At 68.4% G+C, this 24,586-nt stretch carries 24 protein-coding genes; 10 read left to right on the forward strand and 14 right to left on the reverse strand.

Translation table 11 applies throughout. The features are described from left to right. The first annotated feature begins 474 nt into the window (after window positions 1–474). Window positions 475–717, forward strand: a complete 243-nt coding sequence (locus LJE69_RS10540) for a toxin HicA (RefSeq protein ID WP_296924661.1) — start codon at window positions 475–477, stop codon at window positions 715–717. Between the two features lie 301 nt (window positions 718–1,018). Here LJE69_RS10540 and LJE69_RS10545 read toward each other — a convergent pair whose 3' ends face one another. Next, window positions 1,019–1,576 carry a Uma2 family endonuclease gene (locus tag LJE69_RS10545; RefSeq protein WP_296924663.1) on the reverse strand — a complete coding sequence of 186 codons (558 nt, stop codon included), beginning with the start codon at window positions 1,574–1,576 and terminating at the stop codon, window positions 1,019–1,021. A 223-nt stretch (window positions 1,577–1,799) separates the two neighbouring features. Further along, on the reverse strand, window positions 1,800–2,516 hold the full coding sequence (locus LJE69_RS10550) for a Uma2 family endonuclease (RefSeq protein WP_296924665.1): 717 nt from the start codon (window positions 2,514–2,516) through the stop codon (window positions 1,800–1,802). A gap of 248 nt (window positions 2,517–2,764) precedes the next feature. Here LJE69_RS10550 and LJE69_RS10555 point away from each other — a divergent pair, with 248 nt between their 5' ends. The 3 genes from LJE69_RS10555 to LJE69_RS10565 all read left to right on the forward strand — a co-directional run bounded on the left by LJE69_RS10555 (window position 2,765) and on the right by LJE69_RS10565 (window position 7,983). Next, window positions 2,765–3,091, forward strand: coding sequence for a cysteine-rich small domain-containing protein (locus LJE69_RS10555; protein WP_296924667.1), 327 nt, complete (start codon window positions 2,765–2,767; stop codon window positions 3,089–3,091). Window positions 3,092–3,536: 445 nt separating this feature from the next. Beyond that, complete coding sequence (gene metH, locus LJE69_RS10560; RefSeq protein ID WP_296924669.1) at window positions 3,537–7,313, forward strand: methionine synthase; 3,777 nt, start codon at window positions 3,537–3,539, stop codon at window positions 7,311–7,313. Between the two features lie 142 nt (window positions 7,314–7,455). Further along, window positions 7,456–7,983 (forward strand): Uma2 family endonuclease, encoded by a 528-nt coding sequence (locus LJE69_RS10565; RefSeq protein WP_296924671.1) that lies wholly within the window; start codon window positions 7,456–7,458, stop codon window positions 7,981–7,983. A 2-nt stretch (window positions 7,984–7,985) separates the two neighbouring features. Here the strand turns inward: LJE69_RS10565 and LJE69_RS10570 are convergent, their stop codons facing one another. Further along, on the reverse strand, window positions 7,986–9,044 hold the full coding sequence (locus LJE69_RS10570; protein ID WP_296924673.1) for an Sfum_1244 family protein: 1,059 nt from the start codon (window positions 9,042–9,044) through the stop codon (window positions 7,986–7,988). A 222-nt stretch (window positions 9,045–9,266) separates the two neighbouring features. On the opposite strand from LJE69_RS10570, the gene LJE69_RS10575 reads away from it, so the two are divergent. Next, window positions 9,267–9,821 (forward strand): hypothetical protein, encoded by a 555-nt coding sequence (locus LJE69_RS10575; RefSeq protein WP_296924702.1) that lies wholly within the window; start codon window positions 9,267–9,269, stop codon window positions 9,819–9,821. Here the strand turns inward: LJE69_RS10575 and LJE69_RS10580 are convergent. Both LJE69_RS10580 and LJE69_RS10585 read right to left on the reverse strand, forming a co-directional pair. Then, window positions 9,802–10,776 carry a DMT family transporter gene (locus LJE69_RS10580; protein ID WP_296924674.1) on the reverse strand — a complete coding sequence of 325 codons (975 nt, stop codon included), beginning with the start codon at window positions 10,774–10,776 and terminating at the stop codon, window positions 9,802–9,804. The two genes, LJE69_RS10575 and LJE69_RS10580, sit on opposite strands and share 20 nt — an antisense overlap. Before the next feature lie 65 nt (window positions 10,777–10,841). Beyond that, entirely contained in the window at window positions 10,842–11,660 is an 819-nt protein-coding gene (locus tag LJE69_RS10585) for a DNA-formamidopyrimidine glycosylase family protein (protein WP_296924676.1), read from the reverse strand. Window positions 11,661–12,914: 1,254 nt separating this feature from the next. Between LJE69_RS10585 and LJE69_RS10590 the strand changes: the two genes are divergently transcribed. Together LJE69_RS10590 and LJE69_RS10595 are read left to right on the forward strand one after the other, a co-directional pair. After that, window positions 12,915–13,259 carry an HPF/RaiA family ribosome-associated protein gene (locus tag LJE69_RS10590; protein WP_296924678.1) on the forward strand — a complete coding sequence of 115 codons (345 nt, stop codon included), beginning with the start codon at window positions 12,915–12,917 and terminating at the stop codon, window positions 13,257–13,259. Between the two features lie 409 nt (window positions 13,260–13,668). Further along, window positions 13,669–14,595 (forward strand): NAD(P)H-binding protein, encoded by a 927-nt coding sequence (locus tag LJE69_RS10595; RefSeq protein ID WP_296924680.1) that lies wholly within the window; start codon window positions 13,669–13,671, stop codon window positions 14,593–14,595. A gap of 414 nt (window positions 14,596–15,009) precedes the next feature. Here LJE69_RS10595 and LJE69_RS10600 read toward each other — a convergent pair whose 3' ends face one another. The 7 genes from LJE69_RS10600 to LJE69_RS10630 form a co-directional block, all read right to left on the reverse strand. Next, window positions 15,010–15,489 carry a rhodanese-like domain-containing protein gene (locus LJE69_RS10600; RefSeq protein ID WP_296924682.1) on the reverse strand — a complete coding sequence of 160 codons (480 nt, stop codon included), beginning with the start codon at window positions 15,487–15,489 and terminating at the stop codon, window positions 15,010–15,012. 105 nt (window positions 15,490–15,594) lie between these two features. Next, window positions 15,595–16,239, reverse strand: a complete 645-nt coding sequence (locus tag LJE69_RS10605; RefSeq protein ID WP_296924684.1) for a response regulator — start codon at window positions 16,237–16,239, stop codon at window positions 15,595–15,597. Continuing rightward, window positions 16,239–17,864 (reverse strand): ATP-binding protein, encoded by a 1,626-nt coding sequence (locus LJE69_RS10610; RefSeq protein ID WP_296924686.1) that lies wholly within the window; start codon window positions 17,862–17,864, stop codon window positions 16,239–16,241. Before LJE69_RS10610 ends, LJE69_RS10605 begins: the two co-directional genes overlap by 1 nt. A 240-nt stretch (window positions 17,865–18,104) precedes the next feature. Continuing rightward, entirely contained in the window at window positions 18,105–18,314 is a 210-nt protein-coding gene (locus LJE69_RS10615; protein WP_296924688.1) for a hypothetical protein, read from the reverse strand. Between the two features lie 257 nt (window positions 18,315–18,571). After that, window positions 18,572–19,162, reverse strand: coding sequence for a diheme cytochrome c (locus LJE69_RS10620; RefSeq protein WP_296924689.1), 591 nt, complete (start codon window positions 19,160–19,162; stop codon window positions 18,572–18,574). 33 nt (window positions 19,163–19,195) lie between these two features. Then, window positions 19,196–19,585 (reverse strand): DUF1924 domain-containing protein, encoded by a 390-nt coding sequence (locus LJE69_RS10625; RefSeq protein ID WP_296924691.1) that lies wholly within the window; start codon window positions 19,583–19,585, stop codon window positions 19,196–19,198. Window positions 19,586–19,599: 14 nt separating this feature from the next. Next, window positions 19,600–20,208, reverse strand: coding sequence for a cytochrome b/b6 domain-containing protein (locus LJE69_RS10630; protein ID WP_296924704.1), 609 nt, complete (start codon window positions 20,206–20,208; stop codon window positions 19,600–19,602). 279 nt (window positions 20,209–20,487) lie between these two features. Between LJE69_RS10630 and LJE69_RS10635 the strand changes: the two genes are divergently transcribed. Genes LJE69_RS10635 through LJE69_RS10645 form a run of 3 tightly spaced genes read left to right on the forward strand, consistent with a single transcriptional unit; the run spans window position 20,488 to window position 22,957 of the window. Then, a complete protein-coding gene (locus LJE69_RS10635) occupies window positions 20,488–20,835 on the forward strand; it encodes a PepSY domain-containing protein (RefSeq protein ID WP_296924693.1) in 348 nt (115 codons plus the stop codon). Continuing rightward, a complete protein-coding gene (locus tag LJE69_RS10640; RefSeq protein ID WP_296924695.1) occupies window positions 20,835–21,542 on the forward strand; it encodes a response regulator transcription factor in 708 nt (235 codons plus the stop codon). The genes LJE69_RS10635 and LJE69_RS10640 overlap by 1 nt, the downstream gene beginning before the upstream one ends. Next, window positions 21,539–22,957 (forward strand): HAMP domain-containing sensor histidine kinase, encoded by a 1,419-nt coding sequence (locus LJE69_RS10645; protein ID WP_296924697.1) that lies wholly within the window; start codon window positions 21,539–21,541, stop codon window positions 22,955–22,957. The genes LJE69_RS10640 and LJE69_RS10645 overlap by 4 nt, the downstream gene beginning before the upstream one ends. Window positions 22,958–23,099: 142 nt before the next feature. Here LJE69_RS10645 and LJE69_RS10650 read toward each other — a convergent pair whose 3' ends face one another. Next, complete coding sequence (locus LJE69_RS10650) at window positions 23,100–23,879, reverse strand: DUF4239 domain-containing protein (RefSeq protein ID WP_296924699.1); 780 nt, start codon at window positions 23,877–23,879, stop codon at window positions 23,100–23,102. A gap of 97 nt (window positions 23,880–23,976) precedes the next feature. Continuing rightward, window positions 23,977–24,555, reverse strand: coding sequence for an alpha/beta hydrolase (locus LJE69_RS10655; RefSeq protein ID WP_367114661.1), 579 nt, complete (start codon window positions 24,553–24,555; stop codon window positions 23,977–23,979). Between the last annotated feature and the right edge of the window lie 31 nt (window positions 24,556–24,586).

Consider the following 24,586-nt stretch of genomic DNA (forward strand, 5'->3'; position numbering starts at 1 on the left):
CGGTGCTGGCGGGTCGGGCGACTGGTGTCGGGAAACGGTACCTTGACGACATCGCCCTGGCTAAAGGTCGGTATCGGCCTCGGTGTCCGCGTCCGAATGCCATTCGTCGAAGGTGCGGCAGGGGTCGTCCACGCCCCCATCGACCCGCTTGGTGAGGATCACCCGCCCCGCTTCCAGCCGATACGCCAGCGCGTCACCCGCGTGCAGATTCAGCGCGGCGCGGACCGGCTGCGGAATGGGTCGTTTGCGCCTTGCTCGTGAGTTTGCTCGTGATCACGGCCCGGCCCCGGGCAGGGAATTTCCTAGGCTCACAAGCTACGCGCGACGCTCGGCCGGGTCAACGCCCCGGAATTGATGGCGCCGGCGCTCCAGCGCCGACGCGCCGCTCCGGCGCCGCCTCACAGACGTTCATTCGAGCGACGGGATAGTGTCACCGGGTTAACCCGTGGCAATCGTGCAACTATCCTTGCGAGTATGGACGGTATCGAGAAGATGCTCCGGAAGGCGGGAGAGAACCCGGCCAATCTCCGATTCGCGGAGCTGCGCAAGCGCTGCGAGCACTTCTTCTGGGAGCCGCGGCAGGCCAGCAGCCACCTGATCTTCAAGACGCCATGGCCGGCTGACCCCCGGTGTCAATTCCAGGACCGGCAGGGCAAGGCGAAGCCCTATCAAGTCAGGCAGATACTCGCGGCAATAGACAAGCTCGACAATGGTTGATCCGCAGCACTACACCTATCGCATCATCTGGTCGGCGGAGGATCGGGAATTCGTCGGCCTCTGCGCGGAGTTTCCGAGCCTGTCGCACCTGGACGAGACCCAGGTCGGCGCGCTCCGCGGTATCAGCGCGCTGGTCGCCGTGAGAGCGCCGTCCCCGGCGCGATCGCTGCCAGTCGCGGCGAGGACGCCGCTCCCCCACGGCAGCCGGGCGCTGGCCGGAGTTCTGATCGAGGCTGCAGCTTGTTGCCGACCGCTGGACGGCTCTGGTGCCGAGCGCAGTTTGCGCCCGCGCCGCGCCGTCTCAGCCGCCGAGGATATAGCCGAGATCGATGGCGGCGCCCTCGAACGGCGGCAGCTCGACCGGCTGCGCGGTGTCGTCGGGGGCGGTGAGGGTCGTGACGATGCGGTAGGTGTCGCCGTCCAGCGCGTAGACGACCAGGGTGCGATCCTCCGGCCAGATGAGCCAGTAATAGGGCACGCGGTGGCGCTGGAGCAGGAGCAGCAGGGTCAGGGTGTCCTTGCGCTCGTGGCCGGGGGAGACGATCTCGCAGACCCAGTCCGGCGTCAGCTCGACGACGCCGCGCGGGCGCTCCGGCATGCGCGCCTTGCGCCAGCCGGCGAGGTCATGGCTCGGGCATTGGTGGGCTTCGTAGGCGACGCTGATCTCGGTGGCGATCCACCAGCCGCCGGGGCCGGAGGAGCGCCGCAACGGTTGCAGCTCGCCGACGACGTTGCCCTGCACCACGCCGTGCTCGCCGCGGGCCATGGGGCGGCGGACGATCTCGCCATCGATCAGCTCGACGCGCTCCTCGGGCCAGGCGAGCAGGTCGGCGACGGTGCAAAGCTCAAGGGCCTCCATGGTCTTGCCTCTTCGGAACGGTTCTAGAACAACTGAAACGTCGCGGAAGCCAGGACGGCCGATGCGCTTCGCTTATTCGCCCTACGGTGTTCACGTTGTTTCTGAATCGTTGCTCAGGATTGCGCTAGCCGGGAATGCTGCCCGCCAGCTCATCGCCGGATGCCGCCGTGCCGAGCGCGCGCAGCCAGCCGGTGAGCTGCGCCGGGTCGGTGCAGGCGTCGATTCATTGCCGCTGCCCCTGATCGAGCACCAGCCCCTTGGCCTCGGCGAGGCCGAGGATCGCCTCGCGCAGCCCGCCGAGGCGGCCCTCGCTGATGCCCTCGGCTTTGCCCGCCGCCTTGCCCTCCTCGCGCACCCCGTCGAGACCCTCATAACCCGCGCGCTGCAACAGATTGCGCAGGGTCGCGGCATTCGCCGCCTCGACATCGTAGAGTGCCTCCACCCGGACGGGATTGCGCAGCACGCCGGGCGCTTCCAGCAGATCGCCGGCAACACGAATGACCACCGGCTGGCCGGGGGCGTGGACCTCGACCCGCCGCGGCAGGCCGAGCCGCACGACCCAGACCCAGCGGGTACCTGCAGCGAGCAGCTCGGCGATCTTGTCACGCAGCTCGGCCTCGTCCTGGCCGGTGTCGGCGTACTCGACCGCCAGCGGGGGCACGCCCTGGACCCAGCCGGGCCGGTCCGGGACGTTGCCGACGGCCACGTCGGGCGCGCGCAGCGTATCCTCCGACAGGGCATAGCCGGTATCGACGCCGGCCTCCGCGACGTCCGGGTCGCTGCCCAGCACCTGCGCGCCAACCAGGTTGGCACTGGAGCCACGTCCGTCGGTGGGCAGGCAAACCACCGGATGCCCGCGGGAAAGCTCATACGGGTCGCCGGACTTGAGCTGGTCGGCGCGGAACGGGCCGGGCAGACCGGCGAGGGCCTTGTGTGTCATGGGCGGGCCTCCAAGTCGAGTAGCGCCGGTTCGGCCAGCGTCTGCAGAGAATTCTAGCAATGGGAGCGGCACCGCGAGCCAACTCGCCTGGCGCGGCATTTGGTCCGCACAGCGGACCCTACGGCCGCCGCTCTTCGTAGGGTCGGCTGTGCGGACCGTCCGCGGCATGGTCGGAGCACGCTCGCTCGCGACGTTCGCGAGCGCTCGGCCCTAGGCCCTCGGCGCTTCCTCTTGGCCATTCTTCAGTCATGCAACCGAAAGACACCACGACGAACGAGGCTTTCAAGGGCTTCACCAACCACGAATGCCCATTTCTGCCCTGCCATCCGGGCGTCAAGCGGGAATTCAACTGCCTGTTTTGTTATTGTCCCCTCATCGCCTACGAGTGCCCGGGGCCGTATCAGGTGTTCGCGGACGCGAACGGGCTGAAGCGCAAGGACTGCTCCGCCTGCACGCTGCCGCACGACGGCTACAGGGCGTCCTGGGCCTTCATCCAGAAGTGGCTGGAGAAGCCGGTGGTCTGGGACGGGCACGAGCAGGCACCGCGGTATCTGCGCAAGCTCAGCCGCGGCTGAGTCGGGCCACACCGCCAAGGCGTGACGTCGCCGAGACGGCCGGGAGTCCGGCACCGGGTGGACAAACCAGGGGACTGCGAAAGTATTCCGTGTAGGTCGGGTTACGCTATCGCTAACCCGACCTACGACTCGGGCGTCTTAGGCGTTGCGAGCGATCCTTGCTCGGTCTCCAGGCGCGGTCCGCCCGTTCAGACAGCCCCGGGCCGGCGCTCAATCGGTGGCTTGCGCTGCGCTCAGCGGCCCCACAAACGGCCAACGGCCGACAACTTCCGGCGCGACGGCGCCGGATCGCGGACGATTCGCATCGCCCAGTCTCCGCACAGGCTTCACCCTGCGACCAACCGGGGGCCTCGGGCACCATGCGTCGCAGGCGCCTCGCTTTCAGTTCCAATCATGTTCGCCGGGGCCGCAAGGGTCCCGCGCCCAGCAACACGGCAGTAATGCTATGACAGACCGCACCGCCCTCCTCCACCGGCAGCTCGCCGAGCGCATCCTGATCCTCGACGGCGCCATGGGCACCATGATCCAGCGCCGCAAGCTCGGGGAGGCCGACTACCGCGGCGAGCGCTTCCAGGACTGGCCGTCGGACCTCAAGGGCAACAATGATCTCTTGGTGCTGACGCGCCCGGACGTCATCGCCGACATCCACGGCGAGTACCTGGCCGCCGGCGCGGACATCATCGAGACCAACAGCTTCAACGGCACCCGCATCGCCATGGCCGACTACGGCATGGAAGAGCTGGTGTACGAGATCAACGTCGCCGCGGCCAAGCTGGCGCGCGAGACCGCCGAGCGCTATAGCACACCCGAGAAGCCCCGCTTCGTCGCCGGCGTGCTTGGCCCGACGAATCGCACCGCGTCCATCTCGCCGGACGTGAACGACCCGGGCTTCCGCAACATCGACTTCGACCGCCTGGTGGCCGCCTATGCCGAGGCCACCCGCGGCCTCATCGAGGGCGGCGCGGACATCATCCTTGTAGAGACCATCTTCGACACCCTGAACGCCAAGGCGGCGCTGTTCGCGGTGTGGCAGGTGTTCGACCAGGACGGCGTCGAGCGGCCCATCATGATCTCCGGCACCATCACGGACCAGTCCGGGCGCACGCTGACGGGCCAGACCACCGAGGCCTTCTACAACAGCCTGCGCCACGCCGCCCCGCTCAGCATCGGCCTCAACTGCGCGCTCGGGCCGACGGAGCTGCGCCAGTACGTGGAGGAGCTCGCCCGCATCGCCGAGTGCCGCGTCTCCGCCCACCCCAATGCCGGCCTGCCCAACGAGCTCGGCGGCTACGACCTGGGGCCGGAGGACATGGCGCAGGAGGTCGTGGACTGGGCGCGGCAGGGCTGGCTCAACATCGTCGGCGGCTGCTGCGGCACCACGCCGGACCACATCCGGGCCATCGCCGAGGGCGTTGCGGGCATGGCCCCGCGGCAGGCGCCGGCGCTCGAGCCCGCGTGCCGACTCTCGGGCCTGGAGCCCTGCAACATCACCAAGGACAGCTTCTTCGTCAACGTCGGCGAGCGCACCAATGTCACGGGCTCGGCGCGCTTCAAGCGCCTGATCAAGGAGGGCGACTACGACACCGCGCTGAGCGTGGCCGCGGAGCAGGTGGAGAACGGCGCCCAGGTCATCGACGTCAACATGGACGAGGGCCTGCTCGACGCCGTCGAGGCCATGCGCCGCTTCCTGAACCTGGCCGCCGCGGAGCCGGACATCGCGAAGGTGCCGGTGATGATCGACTCCTCGAAGTGGGAGGTCATCGAGACCGGGCTCAAGTGCGTGCAGGGGAAGCCCATCGTCAACTCCATCTCCCTGAAGGAAGGCGAGGAACAGTTCACCGTCCACGCGAAGCTGTGCCGGCGCTACGGCGCCGCCGTCATCGTCATGGCCTTCGACGAGCAGGGCCAGGCGGACACGCGCGAGCGCAAGGTGGCGATCTGCACCCGCGCCTACCGGATTCTGACGGAGCAGGTCGGCTTCCCGGCCGAGGACATCATCTTCGACCCGAACATCTTCGCCGTCGCCACCGGCATCGAGGAGCACAACAACTACGCGGTGGACTTCATCGAGGCCACCCGCGCCATCAAGACGACCCTGCCCAGCGCGCTGGTCTCGGGCGGCGTGTCCAACGTGTCCTTCTCGTTCCGCGGCAACAACCCGGTGCGCGAGGCGATCCATGCCGTGTTCCTGTACCACGCCATCCAGGCGGGCATGGACATGGGGATCGTCAACGCCGGCCAGCTCGCCATCTACGACGACCTGCCCGAGGAGCTGCGCGAGGCGGTGGAGGACGTGATCCTGAACCGCCGCGACGACGCCACCGAGCGCCTGCTGGCCATCGCGCCCAAGTACAAGGGCGACGGCGCCGCTGCGGAGAAGGCCGAGGACCAGGAGTGGCGCAGCTGGCCGGTGGCGAAGCGGCTGGAGCACTCCCTGGTGAAGGGCATCACCGACTACATCGAGGAGGACACCGAGGCCGCCCGCCAGGAAGCCGACCAGCCGCTGTCGGTGATCGAAGGTCCGCTCATGGACGGCATGAACGTCGTCGGCGACCTGTTCGGCGCCGGCAAGATGTTCCTGCCGCAGGTGGTGAAGTCCGCCCGCGTCATGAAGAAGGCCGTCGCCTACCTGTTCCCGTACCTGGAGGCGGAGAAGGAGGCCTCCGGCATGGCCGGCAAGAGCAACGGCAAGTTCCTGATCGCAACAGTGAAGGGCGACGTGCACGACATCGGCAAGAACATCGTCGCCGTGGTGCTCCAGTGCAACGGCTACGAGGTCGTCGATCTCGGTGTCATGGTGCCGGCGGAGACCATCCTGCAACGCGCCCGGGAGGAGCAGGTGGACATGATCGGCCTCTCCGGCCTGATCACGCCGTCGCTGGACGAGATGGTGCACGTGGCCAAGGAGATGGAGCGCTTGGGGCTGGACCTGCCGCTGCTCATCGGCGGCGCCACCACGTCCAAGCTGCACACGGCGGTTAAGATCGCCCCGCAGCGCCAGGCGCCAACCGTGTACGTGGTGGACGCCTCGCGCGCCGTCGGCGTCGTGAGCAACCTGCTGAGCAAGACCCAGCGCGAGGGCTATGTCGCCAAGATCGCGGCCGAGTACGAGCAGCTGAGGGTGGAACGGGAGGCCAAGAGCGGCGCCCGCAAGTCCATGCCCATTGCCGATGCGCGCGCCAACAAGGTCGCCACCGACTGGACCGCCTACACGCCGCCGCGTCCGGCCATTCTTGGTGACGGCGCCGAACTGCCCGCCAGCCCGGACCTGGACCTGAAGCTGGAGCGCATCGGCGACGGCGTCATCGTCACTATCGACGACTACCCGCTGGAGGACCTCACCTACTTCATCGACTGGTCACCCTTCTTCAACGCCTGGGAGCTCGCTGGCAAGTACCCGGCCATCCTGGACGACGAGGTGGTGGGCGAGGAGGCGCGCAAGCTCTTCAACGACGCCGTGCCCTTCCTGGAGAAGATCGTCAAGGAACACTGGCTCAAGGCGAGCTGCGTCTGCGGCTTCTTCCCGGCCAACCGCGTCGGCGACGACGACATCGCCATCTATACCGACGAGGCCCGCGGCGAGAAGCTCGCCGAGCTGCACATGCTGCGCCAGCAGATGTTCCGCAATGTGCAGAAGGCGGGGGGCAAGGGCCAGCCCAATCTCTCGCTGGCGGACTACGTGGCGCCGGCGGACAGTGGCACTCAAGACTGGATCGGCGCCTTCGCGGTCACCGCCGGCATCGGCATCGACGCGCACGTCGCGCGCTTCGAGGCCGATCACGACGACTACAGCTCCATCATGCTGAAGGCGCTGGCCGACCGCCTCGCCGAGGCCTTCGCCGAGCGCCTACACCAGTTGGTGCGCACGCACCTGTGGCGTTACGTGCCGGATGAGCAGCTCGACAACAACGCCCTCATCGCCGAGCAGTACACCGGCATCCGCCCGGCCCCGGGCTATGCCGCCTGCCCGGACCACACCGAGAAGGGCACGCTGTGGGCACTGCTCAAGCCGGATGAGCGCATCGGCCTCACGCTCACCGAGAGCTACGCCATGCTGCCGACGGCGGCCGTCTCCGGCTGGTACTTCTCGCACCCGAGCTCCCGCTACTTCGGCGTCGGCCGTATCCAGAAGGACCAGGTGGAGGACTACGCGGCGCGCAAGGGCATGAGCCTGGAGCAGGCCGAGCGCTGGCTGGCGCCGGTGCTGGGCTATGATCCTTAGCGAGGGGGCCGGTCAAGGATTTCCCCGTAGGTCAGGCTCAGGCAAACAGGCCGCCTCGGCGCTCGACGGAACCGTCGGACGATTGGGCCTGATCGCCGGGCCTCTTTCGTCGGCCCGACCTGCGAGGGCTGCCTGAATCGAAGTGGCAACGGATTTGTTTCACATCCACCGTTTCGTCGCCGGCGAGGTCTTCGCGATGACCGGCGCGACCGAGGCCCACAACCTGATCGTCGCCAATGTCATCGCCGGGATTCATGCTCAGCTCAAGGTCAAGCCCTGCCGTGTTTACCCAAGTGACCTCAAGATCCGCATCGAGACAGAGGACATCGGCGCCTATCCCGACGTGATGGTCATCTGCGGCGAGCCGACGTTCTACGACGACCGCCGCGATGTCGTCACCAACCCCATCCTGATCGTTGCGGTGCTGTCCGCTTCCAGCCAGGCCTGTGACCGCGGCGACAAATTTCGCCACTACCGAGCGCTGCCGAGCCTCCAGACCTACCTGCTGCTGTCGCAGGACCGCATGCAGGCGGAGCTGTTCGCGCGCCAGGCGGACGGCTCGTGGCAGTTCAGCGCCTTCGGAGAGCCGGCGGATCGTGTCCCGCTCACCGCCGTCGAAGGCGAGCTGTTACTGACAGAGATCTATGACAGAGTGACGCTCGGCGCCTAGCGCTACAGCTGCCGCGCCTCCGCCAGCTCGCGCAGCTCGTCCGCCAGGTCGTCCAGTTCCTCGCCCCCTGCCCGGTGCCGGGCGAGCATGTCGTGGCCGAGGGCGAGCCAGTGTGCGCGGGATACCGCGGCGATCTGCCGGAGCGGCCCGGTGCCCGCGCCTTCGCGCCAGGCGTCATAGGCGTCGGTCAGCGCCGGGAACAGGTGCTTGCGCATGTTGTTGAGGTTGCCGACGTAGAAGTGCAGCGCCGGCGCATCACCGCGCTCGGCGAGCCGTGGCAGGGTCACCAGGGCGTCGGCCAGGTGATCGCGCACGGCGCGGGCCATCAGCTCCGCCGGCGTGCCGAGCAGGTCCGCCAGCATGGCGTTCCAGACGGCATCATCCAGCAGCCGGCCGGCCTCGTACTCGCCCTGCTCGTGCAGCATGGCATTGTCGATCTCGTGGTCGGTCATGGCGTCGAGCGCGCCTTCCAGGTCCGTGTCGAAGTCGTAGCACGCGAAGGCGCGGCCCAGGGCGTTGTCCGGGCGATTCCAGCGCCAGCTCTCCAGCTTCTCCCAGAGCATGCGGCGCAGCGACTCGCGGCGCAGAAAGATATTGCTGCCCAGCGTCATGGCCGGCGGCGCGGCGAGGTCCCGGGCATACTCGCCGGCAGCCACGTAGACGGTGTAACCGCTGCGGCTCACGCGCCGCTCCAGCCGCCCGAGGAAGAAATGGGGCTTGGCGCGGCTGCCGATGCCGCCACTGTAGACCAGGCCGGAGGCGGCGAGCGAGGCGTTGATGGCATCGGCGTCGAATGGGTCATACTCGATCCCCTGGATGCAGAGCGGCCGCAGATCCGCACCTTCCAAGTCCTCCCAGAGCTGCTCGCGCGCCGCCAGCCAGTTGCCAACCGCGTCCTTGGCGAGCGGCGCGCCGTAAGGCAGTTTTTGCTCCCAGCGGTAGTACTCGCGCATCTTCATGAGGTAGATGCACAGGGAGAAATCGGCGCCGTGGCGCGCATCGGAGACGTGGCAGTTGTACTGCACCGCGTCTGTCAGTGTCTGCAACTCGTTCGGGTTCATCACAGCAACCTCGATAGTCCGCCGGCGACGCGCACGCGCGTGCCTCCGCGCTCCGGCCCGCTGACGGGCTCTATTCCCCAGTTAAATAGTCTGGCAAAACGGTAGCAGTTCAAGCGCGTCCACGGCAAACACCGCGCTGCCGGGGCACGCTTTGCCAGCGACCGCGGCGCCCCCATCTTGACGCGCCAATCAAAGCATCCAGACGAGGAGCTCAAGCCCACCATGGCGCTGCGCATCAAGAGCCACTGGCAGAACGAAGACATCGACCGCTCGCTCGCGGAGATCGGCGGCGCGCTCGCCTTCATCGCCTTCCGCATCGGCACCGACAAGGCCATCACCCTGCACTGCGAGCGCTTCGTCTACCGCGACGATGCCCAGCGCATGCTGGTGATCCAGGAGTACCTGGTGTTCCTGATCCAGATTGCCGACCGGCTCGCCCACGGCAGGCTCAGCGATGACGAGCGTCGCGAGCTCATCACCGCCATGGCGCGCAAGGGCGTCGAGCATGTGCAGGACAACAGCCAGGACCTGCTCGGCCCCGGCGACTACGGCTCGCCCTTCATCGAGCGGCTCAACGAGCGCTCCGGGGAATACGCGGAATTCAACCTTGACGACGAGGGCCCGTCCTACAGCTTCCTGCGCCACCTGGGCTTTGAGATCCAGCAGCTCATGGGCGAGCAGGACGAGAACCGCTGGGTCATCGACCAGGTGATGGACAAGGACGGCTGGGACGCCTACAAGCGCTTCGCGAAGGCATTCAGGGATTTGTTCGAGTAGGCAGCGACGCGGCGGTGGGCTCCGTGGACGCCGATCGCGGCGGCCGCCGCGACCACAGGATCCCGGCCAGGATCAGCAGCAGCCCGAACAGGTGGCCGAGGGTCGGCTGCTCGCCCAGGAACAGCACGCCCACCGCGACCGCCCACAGCGGGATCAGATAATTGAGCTGGGCCGTGAACGACGGCCCCGCCCGGCGGATCAGCCGGAAGTAGACCACCATCGCCGTGGCCGTGGAAAAGAGTCCCAGGAACAGCAACGCGCCCGCTACCGCCGGCGTCATCACCGCCAGGCCGTCGCGCACCTGGGGCCAGGTATCGAGGCCGAGCGGCACCGACAGCAAGGCCGCAAGGCCGATGGTGGCCGCCGCCGTGGTCAGCGCATCGCTCGGCGGACGCAGCCGCGCGATGATGGCCGAGGTGCCGTAGCAGAGCGCGCCGGCCAGCACCGCCAGCATCGGCAACAGCGGCCCGCGGTCGCCGCCGGCGGCCAGCAGCGCCTGCGGCCCAATCAACACCACCACGCCCAAGAAGCCGGTCAGGAAGCCCGCCACCCGGTTGCCCGTCAGTCGCTCGCCGGGCACGAACAGGTGCGCCAAGCCCAGCGTCGCCAGCGGCATGACGGCCATCAGGATGCCGGCGAGCCCGCTGTCGATGGCGCGCTGCCCCCAGGTGATGAGCGAGAAGGGCAACAGGTTGCCGACCACGGCGATGAGCCCGAAAAAGAGCCACAGCCGCGGCCCGCGCGGCACGGAACGCCCCAGCAGCGCCGCCAGCGGCACCAGCACCGTGGCACCGATGGCGAGCCTTGCAGTCACCACCCATTCCACCGGCAGTGCCGTCACCGCGAGCTTCGTGAACAGGAACGACGAGCCCCACATGGCCGTCAGCGCGAGCAGGCTTGCCCAGTCGCCGAGGCCATGATTCGGTGTAGCTGCGGCGACGCGCGGCGCCTGCACTTCGCACGCCTCGACCGGCGCGCCGCGCTGTCCGGCAGGAGCCGCCCGACCGCCAGCCGCGCCAGTCACAACACCTGCGCGTCGAGTGCCGGCGCAACATCGGCCTGGCAACCAGGGCACCAGTAGGTGGATCTGGGCTGCACCCCCAGCACGCCACGGCGCACCGGCGCACCGCAACGCCAGCACGGCCGGTCGCGCCTACCGTAGACCCAAAGTCCGCCGCCACCATGCGCCGTGAAGCGGGTGGTGCGCGCGCCGCCGCCAACGTTCTGCGCCAGCAGCTCCGCGGCAAGTCGGTAGAGCGCCAGCAGCGCCACCTCATCCAGCTCCCCGACCGGCCGCACCGGCGGTTGTCGCTCCAGGAACAGCAACTCGGACTTGTAGACGTTGCCGATGCCGGCGGCGATGCGCTGATCGAGCAGCAGATCCACCAACAGGGTCTGCGGCGCAGCAAAAGCGTCAATGCGGCGCAGCAGCTCCCGCGGGTCCAGTCCGTCGCGAATCAGATCGCCACCGAGCCTGGCGCCCTGGTCGGCACGGCGGAAACCGTGCAGGCGCAGCCATTGCACCTCCCTCGCGTTGAAGCACACGAAGTCCTGCTGTTCGGTGCTCAGCACAATTGACGCCTGCCGGCGCGGCTTGCGCCAGGCGGTACCGTGCGGATAGCGGTGCCAAGCGCCGTACATGCCGAGATGGCTGCGCAACTGCGTGCCGTCGTCGAAGGTCAGGAACAGGTGCTTGCCCTCGCTGGACACTCGCTCGACCCGACGCACACCCGCCGAAGGCCCGAACGCCGGGTGCAACCGCACGCCGGACACCTGCCGACCACGCAGGGCGGCGTCCAGGTAGTCGGCCAGCTTGTGGATGGTGTCGCCCTCGGGCATCGGGCCGTTTGATGAGCAGCGTTGGAAGGGGAGACTTTACCGGGGCGTGGCTGGCGGTTGAAGGGTGTTCTTGGGAGTGCGGAGTGCGGAGTGCGAGGTGCGGAGTACGGGGTGCGGAGTACGGGCGCCTGGCCTGAGAACCGTTTGCCGGGGCTGGCTGAGGCAAAGATATCGGCGCCCCGGGGCCTCGCGGTGCCATGGCTTACGCGCGCCTGCCAGAGAGGCCAGAGAGCGATATGTAAAAAAGAACCCCGCCCGAGGGCGGGGGAACACGACAAGGAGTCAGAGAGCTTGTGAAGCTCAGGACATTGGAACCGGCACTCCGGCAAAAGTTCGCCAGTCACTGTTCGCGACTACCCTACGGTCACCATGGATATAACGCACCGCAGCGCCATGAACTTATCATCGGGACTTCTCTGATCACCGCACCTTGCCCGGCGCCCCGCGCCGCTTTGCCGGAGACGGGAGCGGGAGGCGAAACGACGATGCGGGCCTGACGCAGCATGATATTCAGCGGCACCCAACCGTTACCGAACACAACCCGACGCCACGCCCACCGCCCTCGCCCCTCCCTGCCTCGGCGGACACGGCGTCCGTGGCCGCACGCCGGAGTAGCGACTTGCAAGAATAGTTGTGCTATGGTTCAGCTATGTGTGCAGGCCGACGCCACCCGCGCGTCCCCCCACTCGCGGCCCGCACCCCCCGACAACAGATCGTGCAGGCCCGGCTCCGCCAGACGGCAGCCGCGTCTGAGGTTCGGTTGACGGCAAGCGCTCTTCGCCAAGACGGCCCTATCAGTAGCACCAGTTTGGGCCACAGAAGGGACCTGCCTTCCCGCGGCGAGCAAACTTGGCGCGACGCAGCCACGGACGCGCCGAAGCAGCACCTCCCCATTTTGGCCAGTGCCAATTGACCTACCCAGTTGACCTACTCAGTTGAGCAAGTTCCGTTTGAGCGAGTCCCGATGTGAGCCACGACGAGTTGGAATCGCCTGCAATTGAACCAATGCCTTGCCAGGTCAGGGTCTCTGTCCGCGGCAGTGTCAATGTCGCCGCCACGGTCGCCGCCAAGGTTTCACGGGAGCGGCCTGCGTCGGTGCAGCGCCTCGCGTCGGCGCGAAGCCGATGCGTACAACCGGCCCGCGGCCAGTATGCCGCTCTCTCGTGCTCACCCCTTTTCCCGCGCCGCAGACCGCGCGGCTCGCCTCCGCCCCCCGTCGCCGGGGCCGCTCTGTACATCACGACGAGGTAGTGAATGAGCGTACGCATCACAGGAGATATGCTTGCCTTGGATCGCAAGCTAGTCCGTCGCATCAATCGTCATGCGGACACCCTCACCCAATCAGCGCCGGACCAACAGCTCGATCTGCAAGTCCGCATCGCCGAAGAGTTCGATCAGCTGCGAGGCCACCGGGTACGCTGTGAGCTGGTCGCGACCCTCTCCGCCAAGCGCCAGATCGTCGTCCGCGAAGCGCACAAAAAGGCCGAAGACGCCATCGACACGGCCTTCACGGGGCTCAAGACCAAGCTACGCCGCATGCGCATCCGCAGCCTCGGCAAGGCTGGCGCGGCAGAAGCCCTGCGCGCAACCGGCACCTGAGCCAGATCCACAGCCAAGCTTGATTCCGTCCCCGGGGGCGTGACCACGCTGCCGCCCCCCGCGACGATGAAAACCGGGAGTCCCCGTCTCCCATGCTCCGCCGGCCGCGCATCTGCCGGCGCGAGCAACGCGATCCCGCCCAGCCGGTGACGGCCATGTCGACGCCGGCCATGTCGACGCCGGCCATGTCGACGCCGGATGGTGACGACGTCAGTCACTGAGCCTGACGACGAAGCCGTCGATCGCGGTTTCCGGATTCAAGGGTGAAATCCGCAGCGCCGCGCCGCACATCCGGAGTCAACAGCGCCGGCTTCGGCATCCGCCGCACTCGCGCCGGCGGGGCTGGCCATGACCTGCCCCATCCACGCCATCACCCCAGCATCACCCCGACTGCTCAAGGTGGATTGACATGAAGATCGGCATCATCGGCGGCACCGGCTTCGTCGGCAGCTATGTGCTCGACGCCCTCGCCCGCGACGGCCACAGCATGCGGGTGCTGACCCGCCCAGGCAGCGAGTACAAGCTGCCGGCGCTGCCGGACATCGAGTCCGTGACCGGCGACGTGGCCGACGAAGACGCGGTGCGCGCCTGCTTTGAGGGCTGCGATGGAGCCATCTACCTGATCGGCATCCTGCGCGAGGAGCCGTCGCGGGGCGTCACCTTCGACGCGCTGCAGCGGCGCGGCGCCGAGCGTGCCATGGCCGCCGCCGAGGAGGTGGGCGCAACGCGTTTCCTGCTGATGAGCGCGAACGGCGTCGACGCCGCCGCAACGCCATACCAAGTGACCAAACTCGCCGCCGAGGAGGCTCTCAAAGCTTCGACGCTGGAATGGACCATCTTCCGTCCGTCCGTGATCTTCGGCCCGCCGCGCGGGCGCATGGAGTTCTGCACCCAGCTGAAGCGGGACATCATCGACAGCCCGCTGCCGGCGCCGCTGTTCTACTCCGGCTGGCTGCCGACGGACGCCGGCGCGTTCCAGCTCGGTCCGGTGCACGCGGAAGACGTGGCGGCAGCCTTCGCCAAGGCCCTGACCACCCCCGAGACCATCGGCCGCACCCTGGAGCTGTGCGGCCCGGATGCCTGGAGCTGGAAGAAGATCCTCGCCGGCATCGCCGCCGCCGCGGGCAAGAACAAGCTGATGCTGCCGGCACCGGTGATGTTCATCGGTCCGGTGGCCACGGTGATGGGCCGCTTCGCGTGGTTCCCCATCACCGGCGACCAGCTCACCATGCTGCTGGCCGGAAACACCTGTGTCGAAGACGGCTTCGCGCCGCTCGGGATCATTCCGCGGCCGTTCGATCCGGATACGCTGGCGTATCTGCGACAGGAGGACTAGTGCTTCGCTGCGGAAATTCCGAGACCGGGCTCCCTCGTGGTCGTGGTCGTGGTCGTGATCGTGATCGGATACTCGACAACGACAGCAAGATTAGGAGAAACGCTGCACTAGGCGGGTAAGCGCATCGTTCGGGCCGACGCCAAGAGGCCTGACGCGGCGGCGTCCACCGATTCCGGCCCGCGGGCGTACATACCGGCAACGGGCCGCCCTACGGCGCCACATGGCCACCCGCGGCAAGCGTAGGTCGGGTCGACGCCAGGAGGCCCGACGCGGCGGCAACCACCGTTTCTGGCCCACAGCCGCACATGCCGACCCGTGCCGACAACGTCGGGCTTCGCTGTCGCCCAGCCCGAGCTATGGCCCTCAGCCCGATCTACGGCTCTGCCACCAAGCGTCCCACGACGAGCCGTCGCCTCAAGCGGCCTTGCTGTCCTTCGGCCGCTGCTGCTCCGGCCGCAGCTTGGGGGTGAAATAGACGTCCGCGTCGTCGAGGTCCACGTCGCGGCCCTCGGCGTCCACGAGGGGCTGATCGTAGTCCTTCCAACCGCGCAGCCCCGTCTGCAGCGAGGCGACGTTCTCGTAGCCCAGCACCTGCATGGAATTCGCCGCCAGCACGCTGCGGTAGCCGGAGCGGCAGACGACAACGATCTCGCGCTCGCGTGCCCGCACCAGTTCCGGCTCGGTTTCTTCGTAGTCCCACTCGCAGGCGGACTCCAGGATGCCGCGCGGGACGTTGATGGAGCCCGCGATGTGCATGGCGTCGAACTCGTAGGGCTCGCGCACGTCCACCACCAAGAGCTCAGGATTCTCCGCGAGACGCTCCTCGAGATCCCACGGCATGATCTCGCTCACGTCAGTGAGGCAGTTGCGGATGAGCTCCAGAAAGTTCTTCATGCTGTTCTCCCGATGCTGTCGATGACGCGCTTTATAACGGACAGAGACTTCGGGCCGCCGCGAAGATCGTCAACCCGCCCCCAGTTCAATCACGCGCAATCGCGTTCAATCGCGGGCACAGAGCCCCTGCTCAACCGCCATCACCGCCGCCTCCACCCGCGAATGCACGGCGAGCTTGCGCAGGATCGCCTTCACGTGCAGCTTGACGGTGCCGTCGGAAATGCCAAGCTCGCGGGCGATGGCCTTGTTGCTCTGCCCGGCGGCGAGGTGACACAGGATCTCCTGCTCGCGTGGCGTCAGATCCGACGGCGCCGGCTGCTTCGGCGCGGGCTCCGGCTCCTGGCGCACGGCACGGGCGAGGATGCCGGTCAGCTCCGGTGCCACGACGGTCTTGCCGGCGACGATGTCCGTCAGCGCGGCCACGAGCTCGTCCGGCTCCATGTCCTTCAGCAGGTAACCGTTGGCGCCGGCCTGCAGCGAAGCGATCAGGTCCGCCTCCTCCGTGCTGGTGGTGAGCATGGCCACGCACCGGTCGAGCCCCTCGGTGCGGATCTGCTTGAGGATCGCGAGGCCGCCCGGCCCCGGCATGCGCAGGTCCAGCAGCACCACGTCGGGGGCGCAGTCGCGGGTCAGCCTGAGCCCCACGTCGCTGTCGCCGACGGCGTCGATGACCTCGATACCACGCCGCTCCAGCAGCTCCAGCAGACCGACGCGGAAGAGCGCATGGTCGTCGATGAGCAGGACGCGCATCAAGCCGCCTGCTCCGTCAGCGGGTCGCGTCCATTGCGCCCGGGGGTAAAGGTCACCTCGACGCGGGTGCCCTCGCCGGGCTCGCTCTCGATCTCGAGCCGCGCGCCAATGCGCCGCGCCCGTTCCTCCAGGATCGACAGCCCGATGTGCTCGCCGGGGCGTCCGGCCTGCTTGCGCGGCGCGCTGAAGCCGAGACCGTCGTCCTCCACCAGCAGCACGTACTCGCCGTTTTGCTCGCGGGTCAGCAACACCCGCACGGTCTGGGCCTCGGCGTGCTTGCGCACGTTGGTGAGCGATTCCTGCACGATGCGCACCAGCTGCATCTCCTCCATGGGCGCCACCTCCAGCGGCCGGGCGTTGACCTGCAGCACCGCGTGCACGCCGGTCTGCTGGCCGAAGCGGCGGATCAGGTCTTCCAAGGTCGGCACCAGGCCGCGGCGGTCCATGGGCGCGCGGAAGCTGGACAGCAGCTCGCGCAACTCGCCGTGGGCCTCGTCGATGCCGTTGCGAATGCGGTTGAGGTCGACCCGCGCCTCGGCGGCGATGTCGACATCGCCGAGGGCTTCACTGAGCATGCGCACCTGCAGCCGCAGGCTGGCCAGGGTCTGCGCCAGCGAGTCGTGCAGCTCGTGGGCGAGCGAAGCGCGCTCCTCGACGATGGAGAGCCGCCGCGCCTCGTTGTCGGAGCGGTGCTTGGCCAGCGCCACGCCGATGTGCTGGCCGATGGTGCTGAGCAGTTCCAGAATATCCTCGCGCTCGCTGACGCCGGGGCGGTCCACGAAGATGCTATAGGCGCCGAGCAGCTCGGCGTGGTGCTTGAGCGGCACCGTGACCACCTCCAGCGCGTCGCTCGCGAACATGCGCCGGCCGTAGACCCGGGAGCAGTAGCGCAGATCGTTGTGGCAGAGGATCTCGCCGGGGCAAAGCACGGTGCCACACAGGCACAGCTCCACCGGCTGCATGTCTTGCCGGCGCACCAGGTCGTCGTCGAGGCCGATGGAGCCCACCAGCCGGGTGCCGCCGTCCGGGGTGACCATGCGCACCGTGGCGGCGCGGCCATTGACCATCTCCTTCAGCACCCGGAGAAAATGCAGCAGCAGCTCTTCCAGGGTGTCGGCGCGGGTGATCTCGGCGGCGACGTCGTAGAGGATCTTGAGTGAGGCGGTCTTCTGCGCCAGGCGCTGGGTCTGGCGGGCGACGCGGCTGTCCATGTCTTCGTAGAGATCGGTCAGCTCAGCGTTCAGGCTGCCGATGCCGCGGGCCATGGTCTCCAGCACGCCGGCGTTGGCCAGCGCCCGGCTCGCACCCGGCTCGCCCTGGCAGACGCGGGAGACCGATTCCTCCAGGTTCACCAGCGGCCGCAGTAGCTGCGTCTCGAGCCGCCGCGCGGCGAGCACCGCCGAGGTCAAGCCCATGCCAAGGAAGCCCAGACAGACCAGCTTGGGCCAAGCGAGGCCGGGTACCGTCATGTTCACCAGCAACAGCACCAGCGCCGCCACCAGCGTCACGACGACGCCGAGCAGCGGCCCGAGCAGGCGCGCCGCCCGCAGGATCTGCAGCATGCGCTGGCGGCGGGTCTCCGGCCCGGGGGACGGCTCAGACCTGCGCTCGGCAGCGGTCGTCATCGGGGGAGTAATCGGAGGGATAGGCATCGGGGCTTGACGGTGCACGCCAGCGAAGCCAGCGGACTCGTCACTATAGCAGAGCGCGGCTGGCAGACAGCACGACGGCGCTTCACGGCCTCAGGCCTGCACGGCATGAGCAGGCGTTCCCGCACCGATGCGGGGCGGCCGGTCTGAAGCGGTCATCAACCGCCCCGCGCGGGGCAGGCCTTGCGTTGCGTCCGATGAGTAAGAGACGCTGGCTCAGTAGTCGTTCGCGGACTTGGTCCGATCATAGATATAGCCCGCGCCGGCACCGACGGCGGCGCCGATAGGTCCTGCGACGACGCCCCCCATGGCGGCACCGGAGACCATGCGCTGTTCGGAGTTGTTCATACCAGCGCACCCCACCAGCAGCAGGGCCGGCAGCAGGGCCGACAGCAGGGCGGGCGCAAGGGCGGCTGCATACTTCACGTAGCTTCTCCTCTCTGAGCGATAAGTCGCTATTGCCATTATAGATAGCCGATCCTGACGCGTCAGCGCCAGTGGTGTTGGCACGCCCGGAGCGTCTGGGCCGACGATCGCCCCCCACGCCGCAGAGACTGGACACGCATTGCTCGCAACGCCGAATACCTGGCCAGTCTCCGCCGCAAGGGATTGCAATACACGACACCATCGCGACACGCCGGCGGCACCGCGGGCGCGGTGCCGCCGGCGCGGCGAGCCTCGATTCAGTCGTCCCAGCGGCCGTGGCCCGGGATGCGCACGCGGTGCTCGTTGTAGACACCCTCCGCGGCGCCTTGATGACAGGCGTTACAGTTGCTGAAGCTGCCCACGTCCGGGTTGCCCTTGACCAGCTTCGCCGGGATCTCGTGATGCTCGTTGCGGAAGTAGCGGGTCGCGGTGATGCGCGGCAACGCTCCGGCACCGGCATCGCCCACCGAGAAGGCATGCGAGCGGGACTTGCCGGACAGCTCCGCGGCATTGGCTGCCAGATAGCCCGCGATCTCCTGGCGCAGGTCGGGCGAGAGCGAGGCATCGTCGCCGTAGTGGTCCGTGAGCGCGTCCGGCGCCATGATTTGCTGCCACGCATCGCCCGGCAGCAAGCCCGGCTGATAGGCCATGTGGCAGGCACCGCACTCCTCGGCGTAGGTGGCGTTGGCGACGGGCTGCACGTCCTCGCCAGGGGCAACCCAACCGCGGCTGCGGTGCTCATGGCGGTGCTCGTCGTGATCATCGTCGTCGCCGAGGGCGAGTCCGACGGCACCGAGTGCCAACAGGGCCGTGGCCAGGCTGCCGGCGAGGACAATGGATGGTTTCATGCTGCGTACTCCAGTCTGATCGATGCGAGAGGGTTACTGGCTCTTGATGTAGGTAAGGAAGTCGGCCTTCTCGGCGGCCGTGCACTCACGGCCCAGGGTCCAGCGGCAGTTGCGCCGGAGCCACTTCTCAACCTTTGCCTGGTCGCTGAGCCGCTCGGGGTTCACCGAGGGCGCCATGGGCTCGATGGGCTTGCCGGTCTTGGCGTGGCGGCCCGGCTGGGTCAGGTCGTCGGTGTGGCAGGTGGCGCAGCTGCGCGCCGGCGCCCCATTGGGCTGCGGGTGCTCCTGCACCCAGGCCGCGGCACCGGCGGCGGCGTCGCCCGCGTGCGCGGCGGGCAGCCAGGCGGCGCCCGCCAGCAGGCCACCGCACAGCACCTGGACGGCGAGTACCCGAAGAGAACGATTGCGCTTGAGCTCGGTCATGTTGGTCCCTCCCCTCAGTCGTCGCGGCGCTTGCGGCCGGTGAGCATGGAACCGATCAGGTTCTCGCGGTGCGCCAGGCTGGAGAACAGCACGCCGGCCACATGCGCGACGATGAGCACCAAGGTCAGGTTCGCCAGGACCTCGTGGGTCTCCTCCAGCGCCTCGCCCACATCGGCGGGCGCACCGGCCATCATGGGTGCCAGCGGCCCGGACAACTCCTGTGCACCGTACAGCGCCATGCCCGTGAGGCCGGTCAGGCCCACCAGAATCAGCAGCGCCACCACCATGGCGCCACCCGCCGGGTTGTGCCCCAGGTAGCGCGGTGCGTTGAAGCGCAGGGCGTCACCGATGTAGCCCAGCACCTGTCGCGGCCCGCGGACGAAGTCCGTGAAGCGCGCATAGCGCGTGCCGATGACGCCCCACACCAGTCGTATGGCGATCAGCGTCAGCGCCAGATAGCCCGCCCAGACGTGCAGGCCGAGCACATCGTCCTCGACGATGAAGGCGGTGGCGAAGGCCGCCACCAGGGACCAGTGGAAGACCCGCACCAGCGGGTCCCAAACCCGTACTTGTTGATCGCCGGTAGTGCCGGCGGCGGCGGTGTGCGCGTCGCCCTTGACCAGTGATTGCGTCGTCACAGTGAGTCGCTCCGTTGTCTGCGAAGTTGGATGGCCTCGCGAAATGCCGGCGGGCCAGGAAGAGGCGGCGACGGCATCACGCTTGCGGAGCAGGTTAGCCAGCAGCCACTGACCGATCCCTGTGCGGCCCTGTCAGCCTTTTGTCAGGCGCGCAAGCACACCATGCATCTGCACACAACCTGCGCAGCGCAGACCGAGCCGGCGGCACGCCGGCACCGGCGGACGCCGCACCGGCAATGGCGCCGTGGGCGCCGGGACACTGTCATGCAATTGCACCGACTGCATCGATCTCACGGCGGGGCTCCCCGCGCAGGCCTGCTCGCGCCGCTGCTGCTGTTGCTAGGGGGCGTCACCGCGGCGGCCCCCTATGATCACGACCACGACCACGACCGTGCCCGCGCTGCCCTCGGCCGCGGCGAGGTGCGCCCGCTGGCGCAGATCCTTCAGGCGGTGAGCGCCGCGATCCCTGGCGACGTCGTCGAGGTGGAGCTGGAGCGCGAGCAAGGCGCCTGGGTCTACGAGCTCAAGGTCATCGCCCCGGACGGCCGGCTGCTTGAGGTGCTGGTGGACGCGGCCACCGCCACGCTGCTGGCGGACGAGGGAGACGACTGATGCGCATCCTGTTAGTGGAAGACGACACGCGCCTGGCGGACGGCGTCGCCACGGCGCTCGAAGCCGCCGGCTTTGTGGTGGAGCGCAGCAGCGACGGCGAGGACGCCTGGTTTCGCGGCGACACCGAGACCTGGGCCGCCGTGATCCTGGACTTGGGCCTGCCGGGCATGGACGGGCTGTCGGTCCTGCGCCGCTGGCGCGAGGCACGGCAGCGCTTTCCGGTGCTGATCCTCACCGCCCGCGGCGACTGGCACGAGCGCGTGGAAGGTATCGACGCCGGCGCCGACGACTACCTGCCGAAACCCTTTCGCATGGAGGAGTTGCTGGCGCGCCTGCGCGCGCTGGTGCGCCGCGCCGCGGGCCAGGCCTCGCCGGTGCTGCGCGTCGGCGCGCTCACGCTGGACACGCGCCGGATGCAGGTGAGCCGCGACGGCGTGCCGGTGCACCTCTCGCCCACCGAGTACCGGCTGGTGGCATACCTGATGCAGCACGCGGGCCGCGTGGTGCCACAGCTGGAGCTGACGGAGCAGCTCTACGCCCAGGATTTCGAGCGCGAGTCCAACGCCGTGGAAGTACTCGTCGGCCGGGTGCGGCGCAAGCTGGGCGCCGGCCTAATCCAGACCCGGCGCGGCTTCGGTTACGTCATCGAACCGGACGAACCCGAGACGCCCGAGTCCGGCGCAGACACACCGCAGGACACTCAGTGACCCGCAACTCCCTGCGTGCACGCCTCGCCGTCGCCGCGCTGCTGTCCATCACCCTGGCGCTGCTGGTGGCGGCGGTGAGCCTGGTGGCACTGTTCGAGCGCCACGCGGAGCGGCGCATCGGCGCCGAGCTCACCAGCCGGCTGAACCATCTCGCGGCGGCGGTGCAGATCGCGCCGGACGGCAGCGTCGGGGTCGCCCCGCCGCCCCAGGACCCTCGCTTCGACACGCCGCTGAGCGGGCTCTACTGGCAGATCGACGACCTCTCCGCCGACCGGCGCAGCGTCGGCCTGCTGCGCTCGCGCTCGCTGTGGGATACCGCGCTCGCGCTGCCGGCCGATCGGCTGCCGGCCGGCACCGTGCACGCGCACGTGCTGGCGGGGCCGGACGGCCAGCGGCTCATGGTGCGCGAGCGCAGCATCCGCCTCGACGCCGCCACGGGTGGGACCGGAGGCGGCACAGGAGACGGGTCTGGACGGGTCGGTACGCGTACGCTGCGCCTGGCCGTTGCGCAGGACCGCGCGGAGCTCGTAGCGGCGCGCAACGACTTCGCGGCCGACATGCTGCCCTACCTCGGCGTCATCGCGCTGGTGCTCGGGCTCGCCACCTGGGTGCAGATTCGCGCCGGGTTGGCACCGCTGGAACGGCTGCGCCGTGCGGTCTACGCGGTGCGTGCCGGCGCCGCCGAGCGCCTGCCGGAGCACTACCCGGACGAGGTGCTGCCGCTGGTGGCGGAGGTCAACGCCCTGCTCGCCGCGCGCGAGGAGGCCATCGCGCAGGCGCGCAGTTGGACCGCGGACCTCGCCCACGGCCTCAAGACGCCGTTGAGCGCCCTGGCCGCGGATGCCGAACGGCTGCGCCGGGAGGGCAATCCGGCCCTGGCCCACGACCTAGAGCAACTCGCGGAGCACATGCGCCGGCATGTGGACCGGGAGCTGATCCGCGCCCGCGTGCGCTCCGGCACCCGCACGCGTCAGGCACGGGCGGACGTGGTGGACGCCGTGCACCGGCTGCTCGGCACCCTGTGCCGCACGCCGGACGGCGCCCGGCTCGACTGGCGGGTCACGGCGCCGGAAACGGCCATTGCCGCCCTGGCGGCCGACGACCTGCTGGAACTGCTCGGCAACCTGTTGGAGAACGCCGCCAAGTGGGCACGCGAGCGCGTCGAAATCCGGGTGAGCGCCGGCGATGACATCGCAGTAGACATCGCCGACGACGGCCCCGGCGTCGTTTCTGAGCAACTGCACCGCCTCGGCGAGCGTGGTCTGCGGCTCGACGAGCGCAAGGCCGGCAGCGGACTCGGGCTCGCCATCGCCCGCGATGTCGTAGAGGCCTACGGCGGCGCGCTCGACTTCGACCGTGCCGCCGCGGGCGGACTCGCGGTGCGGCTGCGGCTCCCCGCCGCGCCGGCGCGATGAGGCCGGCGAGCGCGTCTAATGCAGGGACACAAGAATCCGATCCGCGCCGCGAAGCGCACGGCCCAGGCAAGTGTTCATGCTCGCCGCCCCCAAAGCGCGCCCGCGTAGGTCGGGCCGACGCCAGGAGGCCCGACGCGGCACCTCAGCGCATGGTGGCACGCACCTCCACCAGGGCCTGATCGAAGCGATCCACCCGGACGAGCCCCAGGCGCGGAAACTCGATGTCGATGATGATGTAGACCGCGATCGCCATCACCGCGACGAACGCCGCCATATGCAGCCAATTGCGCGTCTGTCCGCCGGCCATGCTGTAGCCGGCGAGCAGTGCGCTGGTCAATGCCAAGAACACCAGCATCAGGTAGATCACCAACGGGGGGTGCATCTGCACCGCAAGCGCGCGCGTGGTGGTGATATCGATCATGTCGTTCAACGCGGGCAGCAGCAGCTTGATCGCGTCGGACGACGCCCCCGGCGCCTGCCCGGCGACCACCACCTGCTGCCAGATCTGGTTCTGCAAGGCCGCCGCATCGGCCAACCCTGCCCGGGCCGCCCGGATATTCGGCAGTTTCCGGTAGGCAGCCAAGCGGGCATCGACATAGCGCCGAAACTCCTCCTGGATGGCGGAGCGCGCGTCAGGTTGCAATAGGTCGAGCCGCAGGTAGGCGGTTCCGATGGCATTCGCCTCCTGCACGATCAGGTCCCGACGATGATCGAAGCGCGAGGCGGCGCCGGAAAAGGTGAAAGCGATCAACAAGCCCACCAACGCAAACACAGCCCCATCGACGACGCCCGTTCCAGCCCGCGCCCCCTTGGGGTCTCGCATCAGGCGCCGGCGGCCGATCCTGCGGCCAATCTCCAGCAGGATCAGCATCCCGACAAACAGCGACACGGCCATCAAGGCCGCGATAGTGATCTTGCTCATACACCAGGAACTCCGAAGCCACGCGGCAGACAACTCTTGCCCAGCGGTTACTTGCTGGGGCCCCGACCGCGATGCGGCCAACCGTCGCGTTACGCAATCAGCGATCTGCCGCTGCCAGCGCCGGGATGTCGTTAGCGAGAGCCCGACGCAACCGCGTGACGTAGTCGCCGGGGAAAGTCCACACCGGACTGTTCGGCTTCAATACCAGGCCGCGATCCGCCGGCGCGAGATCGTACAGGAGCGTCATCAGTATGTCGCTGCTGACCCATGGACTGTCGCGAAAATAGCTGTGCCCACTGCCCACGGTGCCTGCCTCGACCTGCGTGACATCGACAATGCGCGGCTCCCGATGCTGCTCCAGGAACGCCATGGCGCCAGGACGATTCGGTTCGCCCACAACGACCCGACCGACCCGATTGCGCCCAAAGACCCGCCGCGAAAGTCCCAACGCGGAATCACCCGAGGACTGGTAGATGGTCAGCGTCTCGGGTACCCGCAACGCACCGTCCAACAGATAACCCATCATGATGGAGCGGTCCACGTCACTACCGACCAAGATGACATGCCCCAGCTGTAACCGTTTAGCCCCCTCTCCCGGTTCCCGAGGTCCGGGGCTCCGGAAAATCAGGGAAGTGGGGGCGAAAGCTCGTGTCGTGTGGCAAGATTGCGCCCGGATCGCGCGGACACGGCGACACCCTGCGGCAGCG

Source organism: Thiohalocapsa sp., from assembly GCF_022340605.1.
In the GTDB taxonomy this organism is placed as follows: Bacteria; Pseudomonadota; Gammaproteobacteria; order Chromatiales; family Chromatiaceae; genus Thiohalocapsa.

What these genes read in the sequence shown, in the direction of transcription:
- LJE69_RS10540 (WP_296924661.1), top strand. Translation starts at nt 475, where the DNA reads ATGGACGGTATCGAGAAGATGCTCCGGAAGGCGGGAGAGAACCCGGCC.
- LJE69_RS10545 (WP_296924663.1), bottom strand. Translation starts at nt 1,576, where the DNA reads ATGGAGGCCCTTGAGCTTTGCACCGTCGCCGACCTGCTCGCCTGGCCC.
- LJE69_RS10550 (WP_296924665.1), bottom strand. Translation starts at nt 2,516, where the DNA reads ATGACACACAAGGCCCTCGCCGGTCTGCCCGGCCCGTTCCGCGCCGAC.
- LJE69_RS10555 (WP_296924667.1), top strand. Translation starts at nt 2,765, where the DNA reads ATGCAACCGAAAGACACCACGACGAACGAGGCTTTCAAGGGCTTCACC.
- metH (WP_296924669.1), top strand. Translation starts at nt 3,537, where the DNA reads ATGACAGACCGCACCGCCCTCCTCCACCGGCAGCTCGCCGAGCGCATC.
- LJE69_RS10570 (WP_296924673.1), bottom strand. Translation starts at nt 9,044, where the DNA reads ATGAACCCGAACGAGTTGCAGACACTGACAGACGCGGTGCAGTACAAC.
- LJE69_RS10575 (WP_296924702.1), top strand. Translation starts at nt 9,267, where the DNA reads ATGGCGCTGCGCATCAAGAGCCACTGGCAGAACGAAGACATCGACCGC.
- LJE69_RS10585 (WP_296924676.1), bottom strand. Translation starts at nt 11,660, where the DNA reads ATGCCCGAGGGCGACACCATCCACAAGCTGGCCGACTACCTGGACGCC.
- LJE69_RS10590 (WP_296924678.1), top strand. Translation starts at nt 12,915, where the DNA reads ATGAGCGTACGCATCACAGGAGATATGCTTGCCTTGGATCGCAAGCTA.
- LJE69_RS10595 (WP_296924680.1), top strand. Translation starts at nt 13,669, where the DNA reads ATGAAGATCGGCATCATCGGCGGCACCGGCTTCGTCGGCAGCTATGTG.
- LJE69_RS10600 (WP_296924682.1), bottom strand. Translation starts at nt 15,489, where the DNA reads ATGAAGAACTTTCTGGAGCTCATCCGCAACTGCCTCACTGACGTGAGC.
- LJE69_RS10605 (WP_296924684.1), bottom strand. Translation starts at nt 16,239, where the DNA reads ATGCGCGTCCTGCTCATCGACGACCATGCGCTCTTCCGCGTCGGTCTG.
- LJE69_RS10610 (WP_296924686.1), bottom strand. Translation starts at nt 17,864, where the DNA reads ATGACGACCGCTGCCGAGCGCAGGTCTGAGCCGTCCCCCGGGCCGGAG.
- LJE69_RS10620 (WP_296924689.1), bottom strand. Translation starts at nt 19,162, where the DNA reads ATGAAACCATCCATTGTCCTCGCCGGCAGCCTGGCCACGGCCCTGTTG.
- LJE69_RS10625 (WP_296924691.1), bottom strand. Translation starts at nt 19,585, where the DNA reads ATGACCGAGCTCAAGCGCAATCGTTCTCTTCGGGTACTCGCCGTCCAG.
- LJE69_RS10635 (WP_296924693.1), top strand. Translation starts at nt 20,488, where the DNA reads ATGCAATTGCACCGACTGCATCGATCTCACGGCGGGGCTCCCCGCGCA.
- LJE69_RS10640 (WP_296924695.1), top strand. Translation starts at nt 20,835, where the DNA reads ATGCGCATCCTGTTAGTGGAAGACGACACGCGCCTGGCGGACGGCGTC.
- LJE69_RS10650 (WP_296924699.1), bottom strand. Translation starts at nt 23,879, where the DNA reads ATGAGCAAGATCACTATCGCGGCCTTGATGGCCGTGTCGCTGTTTGTC.